We start from the raw sequence: 19,736 nt of genomic DNA on the forward strand, positions 1-19,736 counted from the left end.
CTCCCCGCCCGTCCCCGCCCCCAGCACTCCCGCAGACCTTCGTACCCCAAGGAGTCCATCCACCATGGCGAGCGATGCGCCGACCGCCCACGTTTCCGATCTCGACTGGCTGATGAGCGGCCTCGTGCAACGGGTGCCGCACACCTCCAGCGCCGTGCTGCTCTCCTGCGACGGGCTGGTGAAGTCCGTGCACGGTCTCGACGCGGACAGCGCCGACCACATGGCAGCCCTGGCCTCCGGCCTCTACTCCCTCGGCCGCAGCGCCGGCATCCGCTTCGGCGAGAGCGGCGACGTCCGCCAGGTCGTCGTCGAGCTCGACTCGATGCTGCTGTTCGTCTCCACCGCCGGTTCCGGCACCTGCCTCGCCGTACTGGCCGGCCGTGAGGCCGACGCGGCGGTGCTCGGCTACGAGATGGCCATGCTGGTCAAGAGTGTGAGGCCGTACCTGGTGACCGCCCCCCGGCAGCCCGCCGTCGAACCGCGGGCGATGAGGCCTTGAACGTGACGACGGCCGGTGACGGCCCCTGGCTGGACGACGCGGCCGGGCGGCTGGTGCGCCCCTTCACCGTCAGCGACGGCCGCACCCGCCCCACCGTCGAACTCGACCTGATGTCACAGGTGATGGCCACCGGGGCCGCCCCCTTCGGCTACCTCGGCCCCGAGCACACGCAGGCACTCGAACTGTGCCGCGCGCCCCTCCCGGTCGCCGAGGTGGCCGCCCACCTCAAGCTGCCGCTGGCCGTCACCAAGGTGCTGCTGGCGGACCTCGTCGACAGCGGAGGCCTCACCACCAAGCCCCCCGTGTTCGACCACAACCCGACGGACCGGGCCCTTCTGGAGGCAGTGCTCGATGGACTACGACGACAGCTCTGACCGCGGCTCCGCCGCCGACGTGTTCCCCACCGCGCTCAAGATCCTCGTGGCGGGCGGGTTCGGTGTGGGCAAGACCACCTTCGTCGGCGCGGTCAGTGAGATCGCGCCGCTCAGCACGGAGGAACTGCTCACCACGGTCAGCGCCGCCACCGACCGGCTCGACGGCATCGAGAACAAGGTCGAGACGACCGTGGCGATGGACTTCGGCCGCATCACCCTGGACCAGGAACATGTGCTCTACCTGTTCGGCACACCGGGCCAGGAACGCTTCTGGTTCATGTGGGACGAACTCTGCGAGGGCGCCCTCGGCGCGGTCATCATCGCCGACACCCGGCGCCTGGAGGAGTGCTTCGCCGCCGTCGACTTCTTCGAGCAACGCGGCCTCGGCTTCATCATCGCCGTCAACGAGTTCGACGGCGCCTTCCGCTACGACCCCCAGGAGGTGCGCGCCGCCCTGGACCTGCCGGGCGAGATCCCCGTCGTGTGCTGCGACGCCCGGATCTCCAGCTCGGGCGTCCAGACCCTGCTGACCCTGGTCCGCCATCTCATCGCCCACGCCCCGGCCCCCGCGACGGGGTACCGCGCCCACAGGTGATCCCCGCACACCACCACGGAGCCCGTATATGACATGTGCCCACATCCAGGGAGCCCGCCCATGAGCTACGACCCGCCGCGTCCGGCCGGTCGTCTGCTGCTCACCCCCGAGGACAAGGAAGCCCCGGCCCGCATCGAGCGACTGCGCCGGCTGGGGCTGGGCGAGCGCCCCGAACCCACGCTCGACGCCTTCGCGTACGGCCTCTCCGAACTCACGGGAGCGGTGTACGCCATGGTCAACTTCCTGGGGGAGGAGGGACAGTTCTTCGCCGGGCTGCAGACCCCGGCGGTCGCCCCCGTCCTCCGCGGCGACGGCACCGGCGCCCTGCTGGGCCGGTCGCTGCCCCGCGACCACGGCTTCTGCCCCCATGTGGTGGCCCGCCGCAAGGCGCTGGTCCTGGGGGACGTGAGCGACTACCCCCGGTTCGCGGGCAACCCGGTCGTCGACGAGTTCGGGGTGCGCTCCTACCTGGGTGCCCCGCTCATCGACAGCACCGGCACGGTGCTGGGCACCGTCTCGGTCTCCGACACCCGGCCGCGGGCCTGGGGACAGGAAGGGCTCGCCGCCATCAAGGAACGGGCCGCCGATCTCGTCGTACGGCTCGAGCACGGGGAGAGACACGGACTGCCCTTCTGACACCGCGGAGACGGACCTGCTTCCTCGAGCCCACGGACGCGGTGTGCTGCCGCCGAAGGAGTGACGGTGTGAAGGAAAGCTGTGGCCGCGCTTAAGAAATCCTCGATGGACCGGCGAGGGTGTCGTACGGCAGATTGCAGTGCGATCCCACCCCGCTCCCGGCCAGGGCTGCTCCGGCACGCCCGGAGCCGGGACTCACCCCGAGGAGCCGTGGCGTTGAAGGCGCTCGTCAAGGACAAGGCCGAACCCGGGCTGTGGCTCGCGGACGTCCCGGAGCCGGCCGTCGGCCCCGGCGAGGTACTCATCAAGGTGCTGCGCACCGGTATCTGCGGTACCGACCTGCACATCCGCGCCTGGGACGGCTGGGCCCGGCAGACGATCAGCACCCCGCTGGTCCTCGGGCACGAGTTCGTCGGCGAGGTCGTCGAGACCGGCCGGGACGTCGGCGAGATCAAGACCGGCGACCGGGTCAGCGGCGAGGGCCACCTGGTGTGCGGCAAGTGCCGCAACTGCCAGGCCGGACGCCGGCACCTGTGCCGTGCCACCATCGGCCTCGGCGTCGGCCGCGACGGTGCGTTCGCCGAGTACGTCACCCTGCCCGCGGCCAACGTCTGGGTGCACCGCGTCCCCGTCGACCTCGATGTCGCCGCGATCTTCGACCCGTTCGGCAACGCCGTGCACACCGCCCTGTCCTTCCCCCTCGTCGGCGAGGACGTCCTGATCACCGGGGCCGGACCGATCGGCCTGATGGCCGCCGCGGTGGCCCGGCACGCCGGCGCCCGCCACGTCATGATCACCGACGTCAGCGAGGAGCGGCTGGAACTCGCCCGCAAGATCGGTGTGAGCCTGGCGCTGAACGTGCGGGACGCGGCGATCGCCGACGGGCAGCACCTCCTCGGCCTGCGCGAGGGCTTCGACATCGGCCTCGAGATGTCCGGCCGGCCCGAGGCGCTGCGCGACATGATCGCCAACATGACCCACGGCGGCCGGATCGCGATGCTCGGCCTGCCGGCCGAGGAGTTCCCGGTCGACTGGTCCCGGATCGTCACCTCGATGATCACCCTCAAAGGGATCTACGGCCGTGAGATGTTCGAGACCTGGTACGCCATGTCGGTGCTCCTCGAAGGCGGCCTGGACCTCGCCCCCGTGATCACCGGCCGGTACTCCCACCGCGACTTCGAGGCGGCCTTCGAGGACGCGGCGAGCGGCCGCAGCGGAAAAATCATCCTCGACTGGACGGCGTAGGGCCTGGTGCGCCGCGGCGCACGCCCCGCGCCGTCCTCGGCACCCTCTTCCCCCCTTCCGCGAGCACTTTCAGGAGCTTCTCGATGTTCGACTCCGTGCGCGACGACCTCCGCACCACCCTCGACGAGATCCGCGCCGCCGGACTGCACAAGCCCGAGCGCGTGATCGGCACCCCGCAGTCCGCCACCGTGAACGTCACCGCGGGCGGCCGGCCCGGTGAGGTCCTCAACTTCTGCGCCAACAACTACCTCGGCCTCGCCGACCACCCCGAGGTGCTCGCCGCCGCCCACGAGGCCCTCGACCGCTGGGGCTACGGCATGGCCTCGGTGCGCTTCATCTGCGGTACGCAGGAGGTGCACAAGGACCTGGAGGCGCGGCTGTCGGCGTTCCTCGGCCAGGAGGACACGATCCTCTACTCGTCCTGCTTCGACGCCAACGGAGGCGTGTTCGAGACGCTGCTCGGTGCGCAGGACGCGGTGATCTCCGACGCGCTGAACCACGCGTCGATCATCGACGGCATCCGGCTGTCCAAAGCCCGCCGCTTCCGCTACGCCAACCGCGACACGGCCGACCTGGAACGCCAGTTGAAGGAGGCCACCGAGGGCGGGGCGCGCCGCAAGCTGATCGTCACCGACGGCGTCTTCTCCATGGACGGCCATGTCGCGCCGCTGGCCGAGATCTGCGACCTCGCCGAGCGGCACGACGCCATGGTCATGGTCGACGACTCGCACGCCGTGGGCTTCGTCGGACCCGGCGGACGCGGCACCCCCGAACTGCACGGCGTCATGGACCGCGTCGACATCCTCACCGGCACCCTCGGCAAGGCGCTCGGCGGCGCCTCCGGCGGCTATGTCGCCGCCCGCGCGGAGATCGTCGCCCTGCTGCGCCAGCGCTCCCGGCCGTACCTGTTCTCGAACACGCTCGCCCCGGTGATCGCCGCGGCCTCGCTGAAGGTCCTCGACCTGCTGGAGTCCGCCGACGACCTGCGGGTCCGGCTGGGCGAGAACACCGCCCTGTTCCGCCGCCGGATGACCGAGGAGGGCTTCGACATCCTCCCCGGCGACCACCCCATCGCCCCGGTGATGATCGGCGACGCGTCCCGCGCGGGGCGCCTGGCGGAGCTGCTGCTGGAGCGCGGTGTCTACGTGATCGGCTTCTCCTACCCCGTGGTGCCCGAGGGACAGGCCCGGATCCGGGTCCAGCTGTCCGCCGCGCACTCGGCCGGGGACGTGAACCGCGTGGTGGAGGCCTTCGTGGCGGCGCGGGCGGAGCTCGACGCCTGAGAGAATCGGTTGCATGATCGAGGCACGGCGGCTCCACATCCTCCGTGCGGTGGCCGACCACCGCACGGTCACGGCGGCGGCCGCCGCGCTGTACCTGACCCCGTCCGCGGTGTCCCAGCAGCTCGCCACGCTGGAGCAGGAGACCGGCCACCGGCTGGTGGAGCGCGGCGCCAAGGGCGTACGGCTGACCCCGGCCGGCGAGATCCTGCTCGGCCACACCCATGTGGTCCTCGCCCAGCTGGAGCGGGCCGCGGCCGAACTCGCCGCGTACGGTTCGGGCGCGGCCGGCACCGTCACCGTCGCCTCCTTCGCGACCGGGATCGCCCAGGTCGTCGCCCCCGCGGTGGTCCGCCTCGCCGCGGCGGCGCCCGGTATCCGCATCCGTGTCCAGGACGCCGAGGGCGACGCCAGCCTGCCGATGCTCCTGGACCGGCAGGTCGACGTCGCCGTGGCCGTCGAGTACCGCGGGGCGCCGCCCGCCGACGACCCCCGCCTGACGCACGTCCCCCTGTACGCGGAGCCCTTCGACGCGGTCGTCCCCGTCACGCACCGGCTGGCCGACATCGCCGAGGTCCCGCTGGCCGAACTGGCCAAGGACCCGTGGATCGGCCCGTACCCCGGCAACCCCTGCCACGATGTCGTCGTCCTGGCCTGCGAGAACGCCGGATTCCAGCCCCGGCTCGAGCACTCCTCCGACGACTTCCGCGCGGTGGTGGCCCTGGCCTCGGCGGACGTGGGCGTCGCACTGGTCCCGCGCTCGGCACTGCGCGGCATGGACCTGACCGGTGTGACCGTCCGGCCGGTCGACGGGGTCGCGCCGACCCGCCGGGTCTTCGCCGCCGTACGCCGGGGAGCCGAGGAACACCCGCTGATCCGCCCGGTCCTGGACGCGCTCGGCGAGGCCGCCGACGAGGCGTAGGACCGAACACGTCGGCGGCGGCAACTCCCCGTTCCCGGGCCGGCCTCCTCCGGCTGGAGCCGAAGCGGCCCGTCCGGGAACAGACCCGAGGAGAAGACGCCCTCGTGGAAGCAGCAGCCGCCTACCGGTGACCGGCGTGCCCCTCGGGTGTGTGCCGCCTTCGCGGGCGCGGGCACCTGTCCGATCGCCCGCCGCGGTTTCACCCGCGAGGTCACCCGGTGGGCCACCGCGGTCTGCGCCGCCCCGGTCGGCCTGCCCCCTGTCCGTGCTCTCCCTGTCCGTGCTCGTCTTCCCGGGCACGGCGGCGGTCCGTCCGGTCGCGCGTCGCCCGACCCCTCACGCGGGACGGGCTCTGGTCGTCCCGGCCGCCGTGCTCCTCGGCGGGCTCGCAGTGGCCGTACCGATGACGGGCGTGACGCCCAGGGCCATGTGAGGAGCGCACGGTGAGGACGCCCGTACGGGGCCCTCGCCGCTGCCACCAGGTGATTGTCAGTGCCGGCCGCTACGGTGCCTGCCATGCCGGATGCCGAAGACGTACAACGGATCGCACTGTCCCTGCCGGACACGACGGAGAAAGTGGCCTGGAGCATGCCCACGTTCCGGGTGGCGGGGAAGATGTTCGCCACCCTGCCCGAGGACGAGACGTCCATCGCCGTGCGCTGTCCCAAGGAGGAGCGCGACGAACTGGCCCTCGCGGAGCCGGAGAAGTTCTGGATCGCGGGCCACGAGGCGCAGTTCGCCTGGGTCCGGGTCCGCCTCGCCGCCCTGGAGGACGAGGAGGAACTGCGTGACATCCTCGCCGACTCCTGGCGCCAGGCGGCCCCGCCCCGGCTGCTCGACGCCCATCCCCGGCTGGGCCGGCCGCCCGGGGAGTGATCCCCGGGGTCGTGTCAGTGGGCCGCGGCATGCTCCGGGAGCGCGGACGGCGGCCGGAGCCGGAGGGAGGCTGCGGCTCCCGTGAACGCCGCGATGCGCTCCCGCAGCGAGCGGGCGTCGAGACCGTGGGCGGCGACATGCTCCTCGAGCCGCCCGTACCGTCGCAGCTCCCGCCGGCCCACGCCCAGCCCCAGCACCCGGTGCGGCACGCCGGACAGCGCGTCGTTCGCCGCGGTCACCGACGTACCCGCCAGATACGGCTCGACCAGGACGACATCCGTCCCGGCGGCCTCGGTGGCCCGGCGCAGGGCGGCCGCGTCGAAGGGCCGGACCGTGGTGGCGTACAGGACGGTGACGTCGAGACCCTCCGTGGCCGTGAGCACCGCGTCCAGCACGGGGCCGACGGCGACCACCACACCCGCGCGGCCCTCGCGGACGGTGCGCAACCGTTCGCCGTCCACCGGCAGCGGGTGCGTGTTGGTCTGCAGGGACAGCCGCACGTACACCTTGTCGTCGCCGGCGGCCACCGCGTGCCGCAGCAGCGTCTCGGCCTCGTCCGGATGCCCCGGGACGTGCACGGTCCAGTCGTCCAGGGTGTCCAGCAGCGCCACGTCGCCCGGCGCCATGTGCGTATAGCCGCCGGCCGGCCAGTCGAAGGAGGCGGCGGCGCTCACCAGCACCGCGCCCGCGTCCTGGTGGCCCAGGTCCAGCTTGACCTGCTCGAACGGCCGCTCGACGAGGAAGCTGGCGAAGGTGTGCACGACCGGCCGCAGACCGGTGAGCGCCATCCCCGCGGCGGCTCCCACCAGGAGCTGCTCCCGGATGCCGACGTTGACGACCCGGTCCGGATGACGGCGGACGGCCTCGGTGAAGGTGTCCTTGCCGATCTCGGCGAGGAGGACGGCCACCCGGGGGTCGTCGTCCAGCAGCCGGGTGAGGACGTGGGCGAATCGGTCACGCATGGTGTCCACGGGAGGTGGTCCTTTCGGAACAGGGAGCCGGAGGGAGGAGCCGGGAAGAGAAGCCGGCGGGGGAAGCGGAGAGGGGCAGCCGGACGGGGAAGCGCACGCGCGCTACGCGTACTTCGGCTCGACCCGGGCCACCACCACGTGCGGCCGCCCGGGATGCGGCGCCGTGAACGCGGCGTGCAGCGCCTCGTGGTCACGGCCGTCGACCGTGTGCGCGGACCAGCCGGCCGCCTCGAAACGTGCGGCGATCCCACCGGGCCGGGCATGACTGGCGGAGGAGTTGTCGACCACGACGGTGTGCAGCCGTTCCAGGCCGGCGGGTCCGGCGAACGCGATGGCCTCGTGGTTGCTGCCCTCGTCCAGCTCGGCGTCCCCGATCAGTACCCACACGGCCGGCCCGTCGAGCCCCTGCGCGCGCAACCCCAGCGCCGTACCGACCGCGATCGGCAGTCCGTGCCCCAGCGATCCGCTGCCGATCTCGGCGCCCGGCACCAGCGTCCGGTCGGGGTGATGGCCGAGCGGCGAGTCGTACGAGCCGAACCCGGTCAGCCACTCCACCGGCAGGAAGCCCCTGGCGGCCAGTACGGCGTAGTACGCCATCGGCCCGTGCCCCTTCGACAGCAGGAACCTGTCCCGGTCCCGGTCGTCCCTCCGCTGCGGGGAGACGCGCAGGACGCGGTCGTAGAGCACCCACAGCACGTCCAGCGTGGAGGTCGCGGCCGGCCCGTGCTTCTCGTCGCCGGTCATTCGGCCCATCAGCGACGCCAGGTCCCCGTAGCCGTACGCAGCCGTCGTGAGCGTGTGTTCGTCGGTGATCGTCATACGGCGATCCTGCGACCTCAACCGAACTTGAGGTCAAGTACCGCTCCCGGCGGCCCCGGACAAAGGGGTGCGCGATCACCGCCCCGGGTGCGGTATTGTTTCCGTGCACGTCGACGCCGGGGAATCCCCAGGTCAGACGGGCAACGGGACGTGGCGCAGCTTGGTAGCGCACTTGACTGGGGGTCAAGGGGTCGCAGGTTCAAATCCTGTCGCCCCCCGGGCCGTCAGCCGCCGGCGGGGGGGGGTGCCCGCTGGGCACCCCCCCCCCCCCTCGGCCGTTCACGGGTTTTCCGGGAGTGGACGCCCGACACGCACCCGAAGCCTCCCCGCTCCCTGACCGCCGGTGGCGGGGCAGCGGGAATGGAGAGGCGGCCTTCGTGGTTCCGGAGGCGACGGGTCAGCTCCTGGAGCCGTCGCCGCTCGTTCGCCGCCGCCCCCTCTTCATGTGGAGCCCCTCATGACCACAGCCCGGGATCTGCTCGTCGTCGTCATCGACACACGGTCCGGTGCGTCCGTCGAGCCGGGCGATCTGTCGCTGGCGCTCGCGGGCGCGGAGCTGGTCGACCTCATCGACGCCGGGACCGCCGACCTCGACGGGGACCGAGTGGTGGTGCCGTCTCCGGGGCAGGCGCCGCCGCCTGCCCCGGAGACGGCCACCGACGATCCGCTGCTGCGGCAGGCCGCGTCCTCACTGGTCCGACAGGAACCTCATGAACCGGTTGAGGACTGGCTGTGGCGCCGTGGCCGCGACCTGGTGGCCGCGTATCTCGCGGAGCTGGGGACGACGGGATCGGCCGCCTCCCGTTGGCGGAGCCGGAAGCCGTCGTTGAGCATCGACCCCTCGGCACTGGCCGACTCACCGGCGCGCCGCCACGCGAACGACCGCTGGGCGGCGCACGAACCCGTGCTCGCCGCCCTCGCCGCCGCCGCGGGCGTCGGCGCCCGGGACGGCGGCGACCCGGGCGACGGTGACCCCGGCAACGGTCCCGGGGGCCACGACGAGCCCGCGGATCTCGGCGACGACCGGGTCGTGACCGTGCTGGCCGCGGTCAACGAAGCCGTCGTCGAACTGGCCGGTGTACGACAGCGCCGGGCCGTCGAGGCGGCGGCCTTCGACAACATCTGGCGGGCCGTGTGACCGGGGTGCGAGGAGAACGGCGGGGAAGGAAGCGGCGGAGAGCGCGTCAGCTCAGGCAGCCCGCGTGCGCGAGGGCCTGCCTCAGCAGGACACCGTGCCCGCCCGGCATCTCGCTCTGCACCGCCTCCGACAGCGCCTCCTGCGGGCTGAACCACACCAGGTCGAGGGCGTCCTGCCGGGGCCGGCAGTCACCCGTCACCGGCACGATGTAGGCCAGGGACACCGCGTGCTGGCGCGGGTCGTGGTACGGCGTGACCCCGTGCGTCGGGAAGTACTCGGCGACCGTGAACGGCTGGAGCGACGCCGGGACCCGGGGCAGCGCCACCGGGCCGAGGTCCTTCTCCAGGTGGCGCAGCAGCGCGTCCCGGACGCGTTCGTGGTGCAGCACCCGCCCGGAGACCAGCGTCCGGCTGACCGTGCCGTCCGGTCCGATCCGCAGCAGCAGGCCTACGCTGGTGACTTCGCCGCTGTCGTCGACCCGTACGGGGACGGACTCGACGTACAGGATCGGCATGCGGGCACGTGTCATCTCCAGTTCGTCGGAGGACAGCCATCCCGGCGTGGTTTCGGTCGTGTCAGACATTGCTTGATCATACTTTCAACGGTTCGGGCTGACAGGGATGGCCGCTCCGCGGTGGTGTGTCCTCCTCGAAGAGGTCGGCCGGGTCAGCGGGGCGGGGGCGGGGCGACGCGTCAGGGTTTCGTGGCCACCGCGCCGTACTGCGGTACCACCGGGGCGGCGGAGCCGGTCCCGGCGCGCCATCGCGAGCAGGACACCAGGCCGGGCTCGACCAAAGTCAGCCCCTCGAGGAACGCGGCGATGTCCTCGGCGCCGCGAGCAGTGATCGGGGGCGTGGCGTTCTCGTTCCAGAACTCCATCGCCGGGATCTGGTTCTCGCCGCCCACCTCGGCGTCGTGGGTGGGGTGGGTGAGGACGAGGAAACTGCCGGAGGGGAGCCTGTCCATGATGTGCCGCACGGTTGCGCGCGCCTGTTCGGTGTCGAGGACGAAGTTGAGGATCCCCAGCATCATCACCGCGACCGGGCGGTCGAAGTCGAGGGTGGCGGCGGCCCGCTCGAGTATGGCGTCCGGGTCGCGCACGTCGGCGTCGATGTAGTCGGTGGCGCCCTCCCGGGTGCCGGTGAGCAGGGTCCGGGCGTGCATCAGCACGATCGGGTCGTTGTCGACGTAGACGATCCGGGCGTCGGGCGCGATCCGCTGGGCGATCTCATGGGTGTTCTCCGCGGTGGGCAGCCCGGTGCCGATGTCGAGGAACTGCCGCACACCGCGCTCACCGGCCAGGTAGGTGACGGCCCGCCCCAGGAACCCCCGGTCCGCACGGGCGATGTCCCGGATGACGGGGATGATCGAGGCGACCCGGTCGCCGACCCGCTGGTCGACCTCGTAGTTGTCCTTGCCGCCGATCCAGTGGTTCCACACGCGTGCGTTGTGCGCCACCGAGGTGTCCAGCCGCGTCGAGCCGCGCGGCGGGGTGCGGTTCTCACCCACGTCCCTTCCCCTCCCTCTTTCCTGCCTTCGCGCTTTCCCGCGACCGGATCCGGCCGTCGCGGCCATTGTGCCCGCGCGGTGATCACGTTGTCCCGGGAACGGGAGAGCGGGGGCGGGGGCGGGAGGGGAGGGGACGCCGAGGAGAGACGGAGAGCGTCGTGGGGGTCCGCCGTCGCGGCCCGTCACGCCTGGTCGGGGGCGTTCTCGGCCTCGAACATCCAGCGGTGCTTCTCCAGCCGGGCGGTGACGGAGATCAGCAGGTCCTGGGTGACCGGGTCCGGCTCCCCGGTGGCGTCGACGCGCTCGCGCAGCCGTACGATCGCGGCCCCCAGGGCGTCCGCCATCAGCCGCACGACGTCCGCGTCGCGCAGCCGGCCCTCCTCGGGGACGGGCAGCGCGAAGACCTTGGCGACGGTCTCCGGGCGGCCGTCCGGCGGCACGCCGAGCGCCGCGGCCCGCTCCGCGACCGTGTCGGCCTCGGTGCGCGCGGTCGAGACCACTTCGTCCAGCTGGAGGTGGACCGAGCGGAACCGCGGACCCACGACGTTCCAGTGGGCCTGCTTGCCGATCAGTGAGAGACCGAGCAGATCCACCAGGGTGTCCTGGAGTGCCTTGCCGGCGGCCCGGCGGGCCTCGTCGGACAGGCTGCTCCGCACAACGGTCATGGGGTGTCGCTCCTCGTCGGTCGGTTTCGGGGGTGCTTGGCGAACGCGCGGGTGCCCCGGGTTCCCCGGCGCAAACGCGGGCCCTTTGCGGGGCGCGCGGGGTCGGGCAGGGCGGCGGGCGCCGGGCAGCGGGTGCCGGGTGCCGGGCCCGGGCACCGGGCGAGAAGCCGGCAGGCGAGACGGTGCTTACGGCGATCGATAGGTGGGCATAGCATCGGTCTCCGCAATGGACATGATGACGCTCTGGCACCTCACCGGCTGGGAGTTCGCCGCCCTCGCCTTCGCAGCCCTGCTCGTGGGCTTCTCCAAGACCGCCGTCAGCGGGGCGAACACGGTCAGCCTCGCCCTCTTCGCGGCGGTGCTGCCCGCCCGCGCCTCCACCGGCGTACTGCTGCCCCTCCTCATCGCCGGTGACGTGCTCGCCGTCCTCACCTACCGGCGGCACGCCCACTGGCCCACGCTGTGGCGGCTGTTCCCGGCGGTCGCGGCCGGCGTCGTCGTCGGCACCGTCTTCCTGACGTGGGCGGACGACGAGGCCGTGGGGACGTCGATCGGGGCGATCCTGCTGCTGATGGCCGCGGTGACGGTATGGCGGCGGCGGGCGGCGGACCGGTCCGCGAGAACCGCCTCCGGGGCCGAGCGCGAGCGGGGCGAACGGAACGGCCCGGACGGGGTCGCCTCCCGGGCCGGCCGGGTCAGGGCCCGCTCGTACGGCGTCCTCGGCGGCTTCACCACCATGGTCGCCAACGCGGGCGGACCGGTGATGTCCCTGTACCTGCTGTCCGCCGGCTTCCGGAAACTGGGGTTCCTCGGGACCTCGGCGTTCTTCTTCCTGATCGTCAACACGTCCAAGGTGCCGTTCAGCGTGGGCCTCGGACTGATCGACGCGGAGTCACTGCTGCTCGACGCGGCGCTCGTGCTGTTCGTCGTCCCCGGCGCGCTGCTCGGGACATGGGCCGTCGGCCGGATCAACCAGCGGCTGTTCGAGCAGCTGGTGATCGCGGCGACGGTGGTGGGCGGCCTGCAACTCCTGCTGCGCTGAGGAGGGAACCGTTGTCGTGCGCGCCCGGCTCACCGTCCGAGGAAGGGCCCCTGTCCTTCCGGTACGTCCGGGAGGTCCGGGTGATGCCGGAACCGGCTCGGGGCCGCCGTACGGCCGACCGTGGCCGCCAGTTTGCGCAGCCGCCGCCAGTTCAGGCGCGGGGGTGCCTGGCCCACGCCGGGCCGTCTGCGCGGAACGCGGACGCGGAGCGCGCCGGGCGCGATACGGCAGCGGACGGGCGCGGGCAGCAGCAGCGCCTCACCGTCGACCCCGACCTCGATCTCCGCCCGGTCGCCCTCGACGAGGACCTCGGGGGCGGTCAGGTTGGTGAGGCGGCCCCGCGAGGGATCCAGCAGCAGCACGGCGGCGTCGACCGCGCTCTCGACCTTGACGCCGAGGACCCCGAGCACACCCGTGTCCAGCCGCTCCCGTCGGCCGAGGCCGAAGGGGTCGTCGGTGCGGTAGGGGTTGTTGCTGACCAGTACGGCCTGCGGATTGTCGAGTGCCGTGTCCCCCACGTGGGCGACCAGCCGGGCCCCCTGCTGGCCGGTGAGCAGGTCGGGCAGCAGCTCCAGACTGGTGCCGATCTTGTCGTCCCGGTAGGCGGGGCTCTGCACGATCGACGCGTACGCGCCGAAGGACGCGTTGTTCACAAAGGGCTGGTCACCGGCGAAACCCAGATCGACGCGCAGCTCCACCCCGTCGGTGAGCGCGTCCAGGCAGGCGGCCGGATCGCCGCGGTCCAGGCCCAGGTCCAGGGCGAAGTGATTGCGGGTACCGGCGCTGATGACCAGGAACGGGACGTCGTGCTCGGCGGCCACGGCCGCGACCAGCGCCTGCGTGCCGTCACCGCCCGCGGCGCCCAGCAGATCCGCGCCGCCCGCGACGGCCTCCCGGGCCATCGCCGTCACGTCGTTCTCCTTGTCCGGATCGAGCAGGACGACCCGGGCGCCCAGCCGTTCCGCCTTCTCCCGCAGCCGGTAGCGGCCCACCTTGCCGCCGCCCGACCGCGGATTCATGATGAGCACCGCCCGCCGGGGCGGCGGCATCCGCCGTCCTCCCGGCCGTCCGCGCAGCCGCTCGCTTCCCGTCCCGCGCAGCGCGAAACGGCCGCTCCACACGGACAGCGCCCACAGGGCCAGCGACAGCGGGAGGGCCCAGAACAGGATGACCGCGTACACGGCGACGACGGCCGCGGGCACACAGACGGCGACCAGCGCGGCCGCCCAGCGCAGCGGCCCTCGCAGGGTCAGCGTCCACCACAGAGCGGCGGCACTGACGGCGAGCCCGACCGCACCGCAGAGCAGCACCACCAGGCCTCGCGTGCCGCCGTGGACGAGCGGGACCACCACCGCGAGCGCGGCCGCGGCCAGCGCCGCCCGCGCGGCCCACCGCTGGGCCCGGTAGGCCCGCCTGCTCAAGTCCACGGCCATGACTCCTCCAGTCGCCGGCGTCATCGTAGGGCGTACGAGGCCGTGGGCGAGACCGGGTTCCGTGACCCGGTCCCGGCTCATGTCCGACATCCGTGGGCCTGCCCCGTTCCCGTACCCGCCATGATCCGTTCCGGCCCTCGCGGCGCCCCTTTCCGGGCCCGCCGCGCGCCCTTCGGCAACCGGCCCGGCACCTGCGCCGCGGCTGCCTCGTACCGGCCCCCGTAGGCTCGACGCCATGTCCCCGCAGCCGTCGCATCCGCCGCAACCCTCACCCTCGTTGCCGCCCCCGCACGTCCTGGTCCTCGGCGGCACCACCGAGGCACGCGAACTCGCCGCCGAGCTGACCGCCCGCCCCGGCGTACGGGTGACCACCTCGCTCGCCGGGCGCGTGGCGCGGCCCGGAGCGGTCGCGGGCGAGGTGCGCGTCGGCGGCTTCGGCGGGGCCCGAGGGCTCGCCGACTGGCTGCGCGACCAGCGCGTGACCGCCCTGATCGACGCCACCCATCCGTTCGCCGGGACGATCACGGCGAACGCGGCTCGGGCCGCGACCGCGACCGGCCTGCCCCTGGTCGTCCTGCGCCGCCCCGGCTGGCAGCCGGGGCCCGGCGACCGCTGGCACCCGGTCCCCAGCCTGGAGGCCGCCGCCGACCTGCTGCCCCGGCTCGGGCAGCGGGCCCTCCTCACCACCGGCCGCCTCGGCCTCGCCGCCTTCGCACACCTGACCCGGCTCCACTTCGTCGTACGGTCGGTGGAGCCCCCCGAGCCGCCCGTGCCGCCGCACACCCGTGTCCTGTTGGCCCGCGGCCCGTTCGGCGTGGCCGACGAGACGGCCCTGCTGCGCGAGCACCGCATCGACGTCCTGGTGACCAAGGACAGCGGGGGACCGGCGACCTCCGCCAAACTCACGGCAGCCCGCGGACTCGGCCTGCCGGTCGTGGTCGTCAGCCGCCCGCCCCTTCCGGAAGGCGTGAGCACGGTGCCCGACGTCGCGGGCGTCCTGGAGAGACTGGGGTCTCCCTGACGCCTCCCGGGACTCACGCGCCCCCGGGGCGCACCTGCCTTCAGGGCTCATCCGTCCCCGGGATTCCGGCGCAGCAGATACGTGTCCATGATCCAGCCCTTGCGCTCGCGGGCCTCGGCACGCAGTGCCTCGATCCGGGGCGCCGCCTCGGCAAGCGGTCCGGCCACGAGGATCTCGTCCGGGGTGCCTATGTAGGCGCCCCAGTAGATGTCGACGTCCTGGTCCGCGTACCGCCGGAAGGCCTGGTGGGCGTCCAGCATCACGACCACGTCGTCCACCCCCTGCGGGAAGCCCTCCGCGAGCCTCCGGCCGGTGGTGATCTGGACCGGTCGGCCAACCCGGTTGAGTCCCGTACGGTGCCGGGCGACGAGGGCGGAGACACTGCTGATCCCCGGAACGACGTCGTAGTCGAAGGCGACCTCGCCCCGCGCCAGGACCTCCTCGAGAATCGCGAGCGTGCTGTCGTACAGCGAGGGGTCACCCCACACCAGGAATGCGCCGACCTGGTCCTCGCCCAGCTCATCGGCGATCAGCCGGGCGTAGATGTCCGCGCGGGCGCTGCGCCAGTCGTCGACGGCGGGGGAGTAGGCGGCACCGCCGGCCCGCCGGTCCCGCTCCGGGTCGCGCGCCTCCACGACGCGGTACGCCCGCTCGGGCAGGTGCACGTCGAGCATGTCCCGGCGGAGGCCGGTCAGGTCCGCCTTCACCTCACCCTTGTCGAGGAGGAAGAACACGTCCGTGCCGCGCAGCGCCCCGACCGCCTGCAGGGTCAACTGGTCGGGGTCGCCCGCACCGATACCGATGACATGAATCTTTCGCACGCCCCGAGTCTGCCGCACGCCTCCGACGCCGGGCCCACCGCCTCCACGCCTCGCCCCTGCCGCCCGCCCCGTGGAGGGGGCCGCCGTCCAGGAACCTCCCGGAACCTCCCGCCTACGAGCCCTGCCCCCGCGCCCCCGCCCGCAGCCGCGGCGCCCGCGCCCCGGCGTCCACGGGAACGCCGTCCCCCCGCTCGACCTCCGCCGCCAGCTCCCTGGCCCACGCGACGACACCGCCGAGGTCGATCCCGTACGGACACGCCTTTCCCGCGCCCGCCGCCCACTCCTCGGCCGAGCCCGCCCCGCGCCGCAGCAGCCGGGCCCCGCCGGTCACGTTCCCGCGCGCCGTGTGGGTGAGCCCCACGGCGAGCTGGGCGAGCCCCCGCCACAGCTCCCGCTCCTCCTCGGGCCCCGACTTCCAGGCGTCCTCGAACACCTCGTGCGCGTGGAACGGCTTCCCCTCGTCCAGCAGCCGCTGCGCCTCGGCGACGCTCTCCAGCGGCGGCCGGACCACTCCCTCCGGCTGCCGCGGCACGCCCTGCGCCCCGTGGGGCAGCGGTCGCCCCAGCCCGTCCCGGGGCCGCGCACTGCGCGCCCGCCCGTCACCGTCCCGGTCGCGCGCGTCGCCCGCCCGCCCGGAGGCGGTCCTGCCGTCCTGCACCCAGGAGATGCTGTCCTTGCTGCCCATACCCCGATTGTCCCGTGCCCGGACCGCTTTCGGTCCGGCCGGGGCCGTGGGGTAAAGTACGGACCGCGCGCTCACGCGGTCCACCGCACGTGAGCGCATCGGGACGTGGCGCAGCTTGGTAGCGCACTTGACTGGGGGTCAAGGGGTCGCAGGTTCAAATCCTGTCGTCCCGACTCGAGAGAGTCGCAGGCAGGGGCCGGTGTCGGAGATGTCCGACACCGGCCCCTCTCCGCGTTCGGGGACGGCGCACGCCTGCAGGACCGCGGGGCAGGAGCGAGCAACCGCACCGACGGCGTCTCCCGGAACGGGACCGCCGGCCGTGGAGGAGAGAACGACGGCAGCCCCGAGCGCGACGGCCCGGCGCCACCGCCGTCCTCACGCGGTCGCCTCATGCGCCGCGGTCATTCCGTCGCGCTCCGGAGATACTCGGTCAGGGCCTTGCCCGGCCGGAACGTGACCGTCTCACCGTCCGTCCGGAAACTGCCGAAGCTGCCCAGGACGACCGTCTCCCCCCGCCGGAGGGCCTCGGCGATCGAGCCCGGATGTTCCACGGTCCCGAAGACGGCGTCGAGCGCACGTTCGACATGCTCGGGGGTGAGCCGGCTGCCGTCGCCGTTGTGCGCCGCATTGCCCGTGGTCGCCTCGATCAACTGGGTCCTGTCCATGTGTCCTGCCTGTTCGCCGGGGAGCCGGGGAGCCGAAGCCTGCGATGCCACGATCGTGGCATCCGGTGCTCGGTGCATCTCCTGACGGGCGTGCGGGTGGGGGAGGGGCCCCGCGTCACGGTGTGACGTCCTGGCCCCCACCGGGGGCGGTGAGCCATTCGGCGGCACACCACTCGCTGATCCGCCGGACCGCGGTTGTGATGTGGGTGACCTCCCCCTTCGGCAGAAAGCGAGTCATTCGTGTTGGTCAAGAAGCTGCACGAGGCCGGAATCCGAGCGGAACACGCCTACACGGCCGGTTTCGTCTCCATCGGTCTGTCCGTCGTCTCCTGGAACGCCTCACTGCGGGTGGAGAAGAAGGGAGAGGAGCGCGCCGATCGGTGGGGCATCTTCGTCGGAGAGTGGGCCCCCACCTTCTTCGCCCTCGGCCTGGCATTGTCGACCTACGAGAAGTAGGACCGGCGGCACACAGGGACGGTGTCCGGGACATCGATACCGGCACGCGCCCGGCATCGCGTCGGCGATGACTTCCGGGCCCGGCCCCTCCCCGGTCCGAACCCGCTCGTGAGCTGCGGGGCGCACGGTGATCCTTCACCCTGGAGGGAGAGGAACCGAGCTTCCCGCAGCCCACAGTGAGGGGAACCGGAATGGCGGACAGCCGTGGTGGGGGAAAGAAGCCCGAGAAAGGCGACAAGGTCGCCTGGAGCAGTCACGGAAGTCGGACCGAGGGCGAGGTGGAGGAGGAGATCACCGAGCGGACGGAAGCCGCGGGACGAACGGTGGACGCCTCGCCGGACGACCCGCAGTACCAGGTCCGCAGCGAGAAGTCCGGCAGGTCCGCGGTGCACAAGCCGTCCGCCCTGAAGAGGAAGTGAGGCCACGTGGACGGCGACGAGCGGGAAAAGACCTGGGACGCGTTCCGTGAGCTGGTGAACATGAAGCCGGCCGAACTGGAGAAGTGGCTGGCTTCGGAGCAGTCGCGGAACGCCGGACAGGACAAGGGCGGGGGAGAGTCCACGGGGCACGCCTCGGGCCGCCGGATCGTGGATGTCCTGCGCGCGAAGAAGGGCGACCTCTCGGACGACGACTACCAGCACATGCGGAAGGTCGTCGGCTACGTCCGGCGGCATCTGGCCCAGCGGCCCCCGGGCGACGTCCAGGACACCCGGTGGCGGCATTCGCTCATGAACTGGGGCCACGACCCGCTGGCATGACGCGAGACGGGTCAGGGGCGCTTCCGCACACCGTCGCGGGGCGAGCGGAGAGCATGCCGGGGCCGGGAGAGTGCCGGTGTCCGCGAGTGAGGTGCCGCAGGTCATGGACGGTGCGCCGGTGCACCGACCATACTGATCGGGCCCCCTGGTCACTCACAGAACGACTCCATGGTCAAAAACAGCACTCCCACGCCCACCGTCCCCGACACCGTATGGCTGGCACGCGGGCGCCACCCGGACCCCGAGCCCGAGCTGGACGTCCGGCGCAACCTCATCGCCCTCAAGGCGGCAGGGGGCCTCGACGACTTCCTGGAGCTCGACCCCGTCGAGGCGGTCCGGTCCACCGTCCTGCACCCCCGGGACACCTCCGCCGACCTCGGCCCGTCGGCCCGCCGCCTCTTCGAGGCCCGCTGGCGTGTGGCCGGGGACGTCACGGTGCGCGCGCAGCTGACCACGTACGACCCGCAGGTCCGAGGGGCGGAGGCCGAGGGGGTCACCTGGATCCTCGTCGCCGAGGCGGAGCGCGCGTGGGACGCTCGCTGGCCGTCGCCCGCCACCCTGTTCTGGCCGGACAGCAGCCAGGTCGAGTGGGACCACGACACGGTTCCGGGCGTGCGCCTGCGGACGGTGAACCACCTGCCGAAGGACGACGACGACGTGCGCCGTCGGCTGCGGGACTGCGCGCGCAGCAGCTGGTTCGTCCACGTCGTGGTGCACGAGGCGATGACACCGGACGCGCGCGGGCAGAGGCCGGTCGCGGAGTTCCTGCCGCCGAGCCTGCGGCACCGGGTGGTCGAGCACCGGGGCACGCCGGAGCAGGCCCGGATCGCCGACTTCGCGCTGCAGCGGGAGCTGAAGCTGCGGATGCCGCGCGGAGGCGCCGTCGTCCTGCCCACGGTGCCGCGGCAACCGGGTTACGACCCGGAGCACTTCACGGTGCGCACCATCTTCCTGGACGGCTCGGAGCCGGTCGAGTTCCTCGGCAGGATCATCGAGTCCGCCGCGCTCCCGAGGCCCCTGCCGTCCGGGGCCGAGCAGGCCCTGACGCGGCTGCGCGAGGGCTGGCACCTGCTCAGCCCGGACGAGGAACTGGCCCACGCCCAGGACATGGTCGCCAGGTACGCCCACGCGCTCGAAGCCATGACGGAGTCCCGTGACCTGTACCGGGAAGCGGCCGAGGCGGCGCAGGCCGCACTCGCCGAGGTGACCGGCGGTGACGGCGTGCCCCGGCCACCCGCGCCGGAACCGGCGGCCGGGGAGGAAGGCTCGCCGCTCAGCAGCTTCACGAAGGCGTTCGGCCGCTTCCGGGCCACGAACAAGTAGGCC

Annotated in this window: 24 protein-coding genes and 2 tRNA genes; 17 read left to right on the forward strand and 9 right to left on the reverse strand. The window is 72.9% G+C overall.

Going from position 1 to position 19,736, the window contains the following annotated elements; all coding sequences use genetic code 11:
• Positions 1-64: 64 nt before the first annotated feature.
• The 8 genes from ORI94_RS06260 (at position 65) to ORI94_RS06295 (ending at position 6,427) form a co-directional block, all read left to right on the forward strand.
• Positions 65-499: a roadblock/LC7 domain-containing protein gene (locus ORI94_RS06260; RefSeq protein ID WP_266073282.1), complete on the forward strand. Its 435-nt coding sequence runs from the start codon at positions 65-67 to the stop codon at positions 497-499.
• A 2-nt stretch (positions 500-501) separates the two neighbouring features.
• Complete coding sequence (locus tag ORI94_RS06265) at positions 502-873, forward strand: DUF742 domain-containing protein (RefSeq protein ID WP_042171599.1); 372 nt, start codon at positions 502-504, stop codon at positions 871-873.
• Positions 851-1,468: a GTP-binding protein gene (locus tag ORI94_RS06270; RefSeq protein WP_266073284.1), complete on the forward strand. Its 618-nt coding sequence runs from the start codon at positions 851-853 to the stop codon at positions 1,466-1,468. The genes ORI94_RS06265 and ORI94_RS06270 overlap by 23 nt, the downstream gene beginning before the upstream one ends.
• Positions 1,469-1,528: 60 nt before the next feature.
• The gene (locus ORI94_RS06275) at positions 1,529-2,104 is read left to right on the forward strand and encodes a GAF domain-containing protein (RefSeq protein ID WP_266073286.1); all 576 of its coding nucleotides are present in this window, start codon (positions 1,529-1,531) and stop codon (positions 2,102-2,104) included.
• Positions 2,105-2,320: 216 nt separating this feature from the next.
• Positions 2,321-3,349 (forward strand): L-threonine 3-dehydrogenase, encoded by a 1,029-nt coding sequence (tdh, locus tag ORI94_RS06280; RefSeq protein WP_266073594.1) that lies wholly within the window; start codon positions 2,321-2,323, stop codon positions 3,347-3,349.
• Between the two features lie 83 nt (positions 3,350-3,432).
• Positions 3,433-4,632, forward strand: coding sequence for a glycine C-acetyltransferase (locus ORI94_RS06285; RefSeq protein WP_266073288.1), 1,200 nt, complete (start codon positions 3,433-3,435; stop codon positions 4,630-4,632).
• Positions 4,633-4,645: 13 nt separating this feature from the next.
• Positions 4,646-5,551: a LysR family transcriptional regulator gene (locus ORI94_RS06290; RefSeq protein WP_266073289.1), complete on the forward strand. Its 906-nt coding sequence runs from the start codon at positions 4,646-4,648 to the stop codon at positions 5,549-5,551.
• Between the two features lie 516 nt (positions 5,552-6,067).
• Positions 6,068-6,427, forward strand: a complete 360-nt coding sequence (locus ORI94_RS06295) for an MmcQ/YjbR family DNA-binding protein (RefSeq protein ID WP_266073291.1) — start codon at positions 6,068-6,070, stop codon at positions 6,425-6,427.
• Between the two features lie 14 nt (positions 6,428-6,441).
• On the opposite strand, the gene ORI94_RS06300 is transcribed toward ORI94_RS06295, so the two are convergent.
• Both ORI94_RS06300 and ORI94_RS06305 read right to left on the reverse strand, forming a co-directional pair.
• Positions 6,442-7,398 (reverse strand): transketolase family protein, encoded by a 957-nt coding sequence (locus ORI94_RS06300; RefSeq protein WP_266073293.1) that lies wholly within the window; start codon positions 7,396-7,398, stop codon positions 6,442-6,444.
• Positions 7,399-7,500: 102 nt separating this feature from the next.
• On the reverse strand, positions 7,501-8,217 hold the full coding sequence (locus ORI94_RS06305) for a transketolase (RefSeq protein ID WP_266073294.1): 717 nt from the start codon (positions 8,215-8,217) through the stop codon (positions 7,501-7,503).
• A gap of 145 nt (positions 8,218-8,362) precedes the next feature.
• Here ORI94_RS06305 and ORI94_RS06310 point away from each other — a divergent pair.
• Positions 8,363-8,435 (forward strand) — tRNA-Pro (locus ORI94_RS06310).
• A 239-nt stretch (positions 8,436-8,674) separates the two neighbouring features.
• Complete coding sequence (locus ORI94_RS06315; protein ID WP_266073297.1) at positions 8,675-9,355, forward strand: GPP34 family phosphoprotein; 681 nt, start codon at positions 8,675-8,677, stop codon at positions 9,353-9,355.
• Between the two features lie 46 nt (positions 9,356-9,401).
• Here ORI94_RS06315 and ORI94_RS06320 read toward each other — a convergent pair whose 3' ends face one another.
• The 3 genes from ORI94_RS06320 to ORI94_RS06330 all read right to left on the reverse strand — a co-directional run bounded on the left by ORI94_RS06320 (position 9,402) and on the right by ORI94_RS06330 (position 11,529).
• Positions 9,402-9,938 carry an NUDIX hydrolase family protein gene (locus ORI94_RS06320; RefSeq protein WP_042171609.1) on the reverse strand — a complete coding sequence of 179 codons (537 nt, stop codon included), beginning with the start codon at positions 9,936-9,938 and terminating at the stop codon, positions 9,402-9,404.
• Positions 9,939-10,048: 110 nt separating this feature from the next.
• On the reverse strand, positions 10,049-10,864 hold the full coding sequence (locus ORI94_RS06325; RefSeq protein ID WP_266073300.1) for an SAM-dependent methyltransferase: 816 nt from the start codon (positions 10,862-10,864) through the stop codon (positions 10,049-10,051).
• A 182-nt stretch (positions 10,865-11,046) separates the two neighbouring features.
• Positions 11,047-11,529 (reverse strand): Dps family protein, encoded by a 483-nt coding sequence (locus tag ORI94_RS06330; RefSeq protein ID WP_266073302.1) that lies wholly within the window; start codon positions 11,527-11,529, stop codon positions 11,047-11,049.
• Between the two features lie 226 nt (positions 11,530-11,755).
• Here ORI94_RS06330 and ORI94_RS06335 point away from each other — a divergent pair, with 226 nt between their 5' ends.
• The gene (locus ORI94_RS06335; RefSeq protein WP_266073595.1) at positions 11,756-12,571 is read left to right on the forward strand and encodes a sulfite exporter TauE/SafE family protein; all 816 of its coding nucleotides are present in this window, start codon (positions 11,756-11,758) and stop codon (positions 12,569-12,571) included.
• Between the two features lie 29 nt (positions 12,572-12,600).
• On the opposite strand, the gene ORI94_RS06340 is transcribed toward ORI94_RS06335, so the two are convergent.
• Entirely contained in the window at positions 12,601-14,004 is a 1,404-nt protein-coding gene (locus ORI94_RS06340; protein WP_266073304.1) for a diacylglycerol/lipid kinase family protein, read from the reverse strand.
• A gap of 235 nt (positions 14,005-14,239) precedes the next feature.
• Here ORI94_RS06340 and ORI94_RS06345 point away from each other — a divergent pair, with 235 nt between their 5' ends.
• A complete protein-coding gene (locus tag ORI94_RS06345; protein WP_266073305.1) occupies positions 14,240-15,025 on the forward strand; it encodes a cobalt-precorrin-6A reductase in 786 nt (261 codons plus the stop codon).
• Positions 15,026-15,072: 47 nt separating this feature from the next.
• Here the strand turns inward: ORI94_RS06345 and cobF are convergent, their stop codons facing one another.
• Positions 15,073-15,846, reverse strand: coding sequence for a precorrin-6A synthase (deacetylating) (gene cobF, locus ORI94_RS06350; protein ID WP_266073307.1), 774 nt, complete (start codon positions 15,844-15,846; stop codon positions 15,073-15,075).
• 112 nt (positions 15,847-15,958) lie between these two features.
• Complete coding sequence (locus ORI94_RS06355; RefSeq protein ID WP_266073309.1) at positions 15,959-16,531, reverse strand: DUF309 domain-containing protein; 573 nt, start codon at positions 16,529-16,531, stop codon at positions 15,959-15,961.
• 99 nt (positions 16,532-16,630) lie between these two features.
• On the opposite strand from ORI94_RS06355, the gene ORI94_RS06360 reads away from it, so the two are divergent.
• Positions 16,631-16,704 (forward strand) — tRNA-Pro (locus tag ORI94_RS06360).
• A gap of 228 nt (positions 16,705-16,932) precedes the next feature.
• Here the strand turns inward: ORI94_RS06360 and ORI94_RS06365 are convergent.
• The gene (locus ORI94_RS06365) at positions 16,933-17,196 is read right to left on the reverse strand and encodes an HU family DNA-binding protein (RefSeq protein WP_266073311.1); all 264 of its coding nucleotides are present in this window, start codon (positions 17,194-17,196) and stop codon (positions 16,933-16,935) included.
• Between the two features lie 240 nt (positions 17,197-17,436).
• Between ORI94_RS06365 and ORI94_RS06370 the strand changes: the two genes are divergently transcribed.
• From ORI94_RS06370 to ORI94_RS06385, 4 genes are all read left to right on the forward strand, one after another.
• The gene (locus ORI94_RS06370; protein ID WP_176726263.1) at positions 17,437-17,652 is read left to right on the forward strand and encodes a hypothetical protein; all 216 of its coding nucleotides are present in this window, start codon (positions 17,437-17,439) and stop codon (positions 17,650-17,652) included.
• 191 nt (positions 17,653-17,843) lie between these two features.
• Entirely contained in the window at positions 17,844-18,071 is a 228-nt protein-coding gene (locus ORI94_RS06375; RefSeq protein ID WP_266073314.1) for a DUF2945 domain-containing protein, read from the forward strand.
• A 6-nt stretch (positions 18,072-18,077) separates the two neighbouring features.
• A complete protein-coding gene (locus ORI94_RS06380) occupies positions 18,078-18,410 on the forward strand; it encodes a DUF3140 domain-containing protein (RefSeq protein WP_266073316.1) in 333 nt (110 codons plus the stop codon).
• Positions 18,411-18,578: 168 nt separating this feature from the next.
• Positions 18,579-19,733 carry a hypothetical protein gene (locus ORI94_RS06385; protein WP_266073318.1) on the forward strand — a complete coding sequence of 385 codons (1,155 nt, stop codon included), beginning with the start codon at positions 18,579-18,581 and terminating at the stop codon, positions 19,731-19,733.
• Positions 19,734-19,736: the final 3 nt, after the last annotated feature.

Origin of the sequence: Streptomyces sp. NEAU-W12, assembly GCF_026242095.1 — a bacterium.
GTDB lineage: Bacteria > Actinomycetota > Actinomycetes > Streptomycetales > Streptomycetaceae > Streptomyces.

Excerpts from the sequence above, each read along its gene's own strand:
- ORI94_RS06260 (WP_266073282.1), top strand. The coding sequence starts at position 65 with ATGGCGAGCGATGCGCCGACCGCCCACGTTTCCGATCTCGACTGGCTG.
- ORI94_RS06270 (WP_266073284.1), top strand. The coding sequence starts at position 851 with ATGGACTACGACGACAGCTCTGACCGCGGCTCCGCCGCCGACGTGTTC.
- ORI94_RS06275 (WP_266073286.1), top strand. The coding sequence starts at position 1,529 with ATGAGCTACGACCCGCCGCGTCCGGCCGGTCGTCTGCTGCTCACCCCC.
- ORI94_RS06285 (WP_266073288.1), top strand. The coding sequence starts at position 3,433 with ATGTTCGACTCCGTGCGCGACGACCTCCGCACCACCCTCGACGAGATC.
- ORI94_RS06290 (WP_266073289.1), top strand. The coding sequence starts at position 4,646 with ATGATCGAGGCACGGCGGCTCCACATCCTCCGTGCGGTGGCCGACCAC.
- ORI94_RS06295 (WP_266073291.1), top strand. The coding sequence starts at position 6,068 with ATGCCGGATGCCGAAGACGTACAACGGATCGCACTGTCCCTGCCGGAC.
- ORI94_RS06305 (WP_266073294.1), bottom strand. The coding sequence starts at position 8,217 with ATGACGATCACCGACGAACACACGCTCACGACGGCTGCGTACGGCTAC.
- ORI94_RS06315 (WP_266073297.1), top strand. The coding sequence starts at position 8,675 with ATGACCACAGCCCGGGATCTGCTCGTCGTCGTCATCGACACACGGTCC.
- ORI94_RS06320 (WP_042171609.1), bottom strand. The coding sequence starts at position 9,938 with ATGTCTGACACGACCGAAACCACGCCGGGATGGCTGTCCTCCGACGAA.
- ORI94_RS06330 (WP_266073302.1), bottom strand. The coding sequence starts at position 11,529 with ATGACCGTTGTGCGGAGCAGCCTGTCCGACGAGGCCCGCCGGGCCGCC.
- ORI94_RS06335 (WP_266073595.1), top strand. The coding sequence starts at position 11,756 with ATGGACATGATGACGCTCTGGCACCTCACCGGCTGGGAGTTCGCCGCC.
- ORI94_RS06340 (WP_266073304.1), bottom strand. The coding sequence starts at position 14,004 with ATGGCCGTGGACTTGAGCAGGCGGGCCTACCGGGCCCAGCGGTGGGCC.
- ORI94_RS06345 (WP_266073305.1), top strand. The coding sequence starts at position 14,240 with ATGTCCCCGCAGCCGTCGCATCCGCCGCAACCCTCACCCTCGTTGCCG.
- ORI94_RS06355 (WP_266073309.1), bottom strand. The coding sequence starts at position 16,531 with ATGGGCAGCAAGGACAGCATCTCCTGGGTGCAGGACGGCAGGACCGCC.
- ORI94_RS06365 (WP_266073311.1), bottom strand. The coding sequence starts at position 17,196 with ATGGACAGGACCCAGTTGATCGAGGCGACCACGGGCAATGCGGCGCAC.
- ORI94_RS06375 (WP_266073314.1), top strand. The coding sequence starts at position 17,844 with ATGGCGGACAGCCGTGGTGGGGGAAAGAAGCCCGAGAAAGGCGACAAG.
- ORI94_RS06385 (WP_266073318.1), top strand. The coding sequence starts at position 18,579 with ATGGTCAAAAACAGCACTCCCACGCCCACCGTCCCCGACACCGTATGG.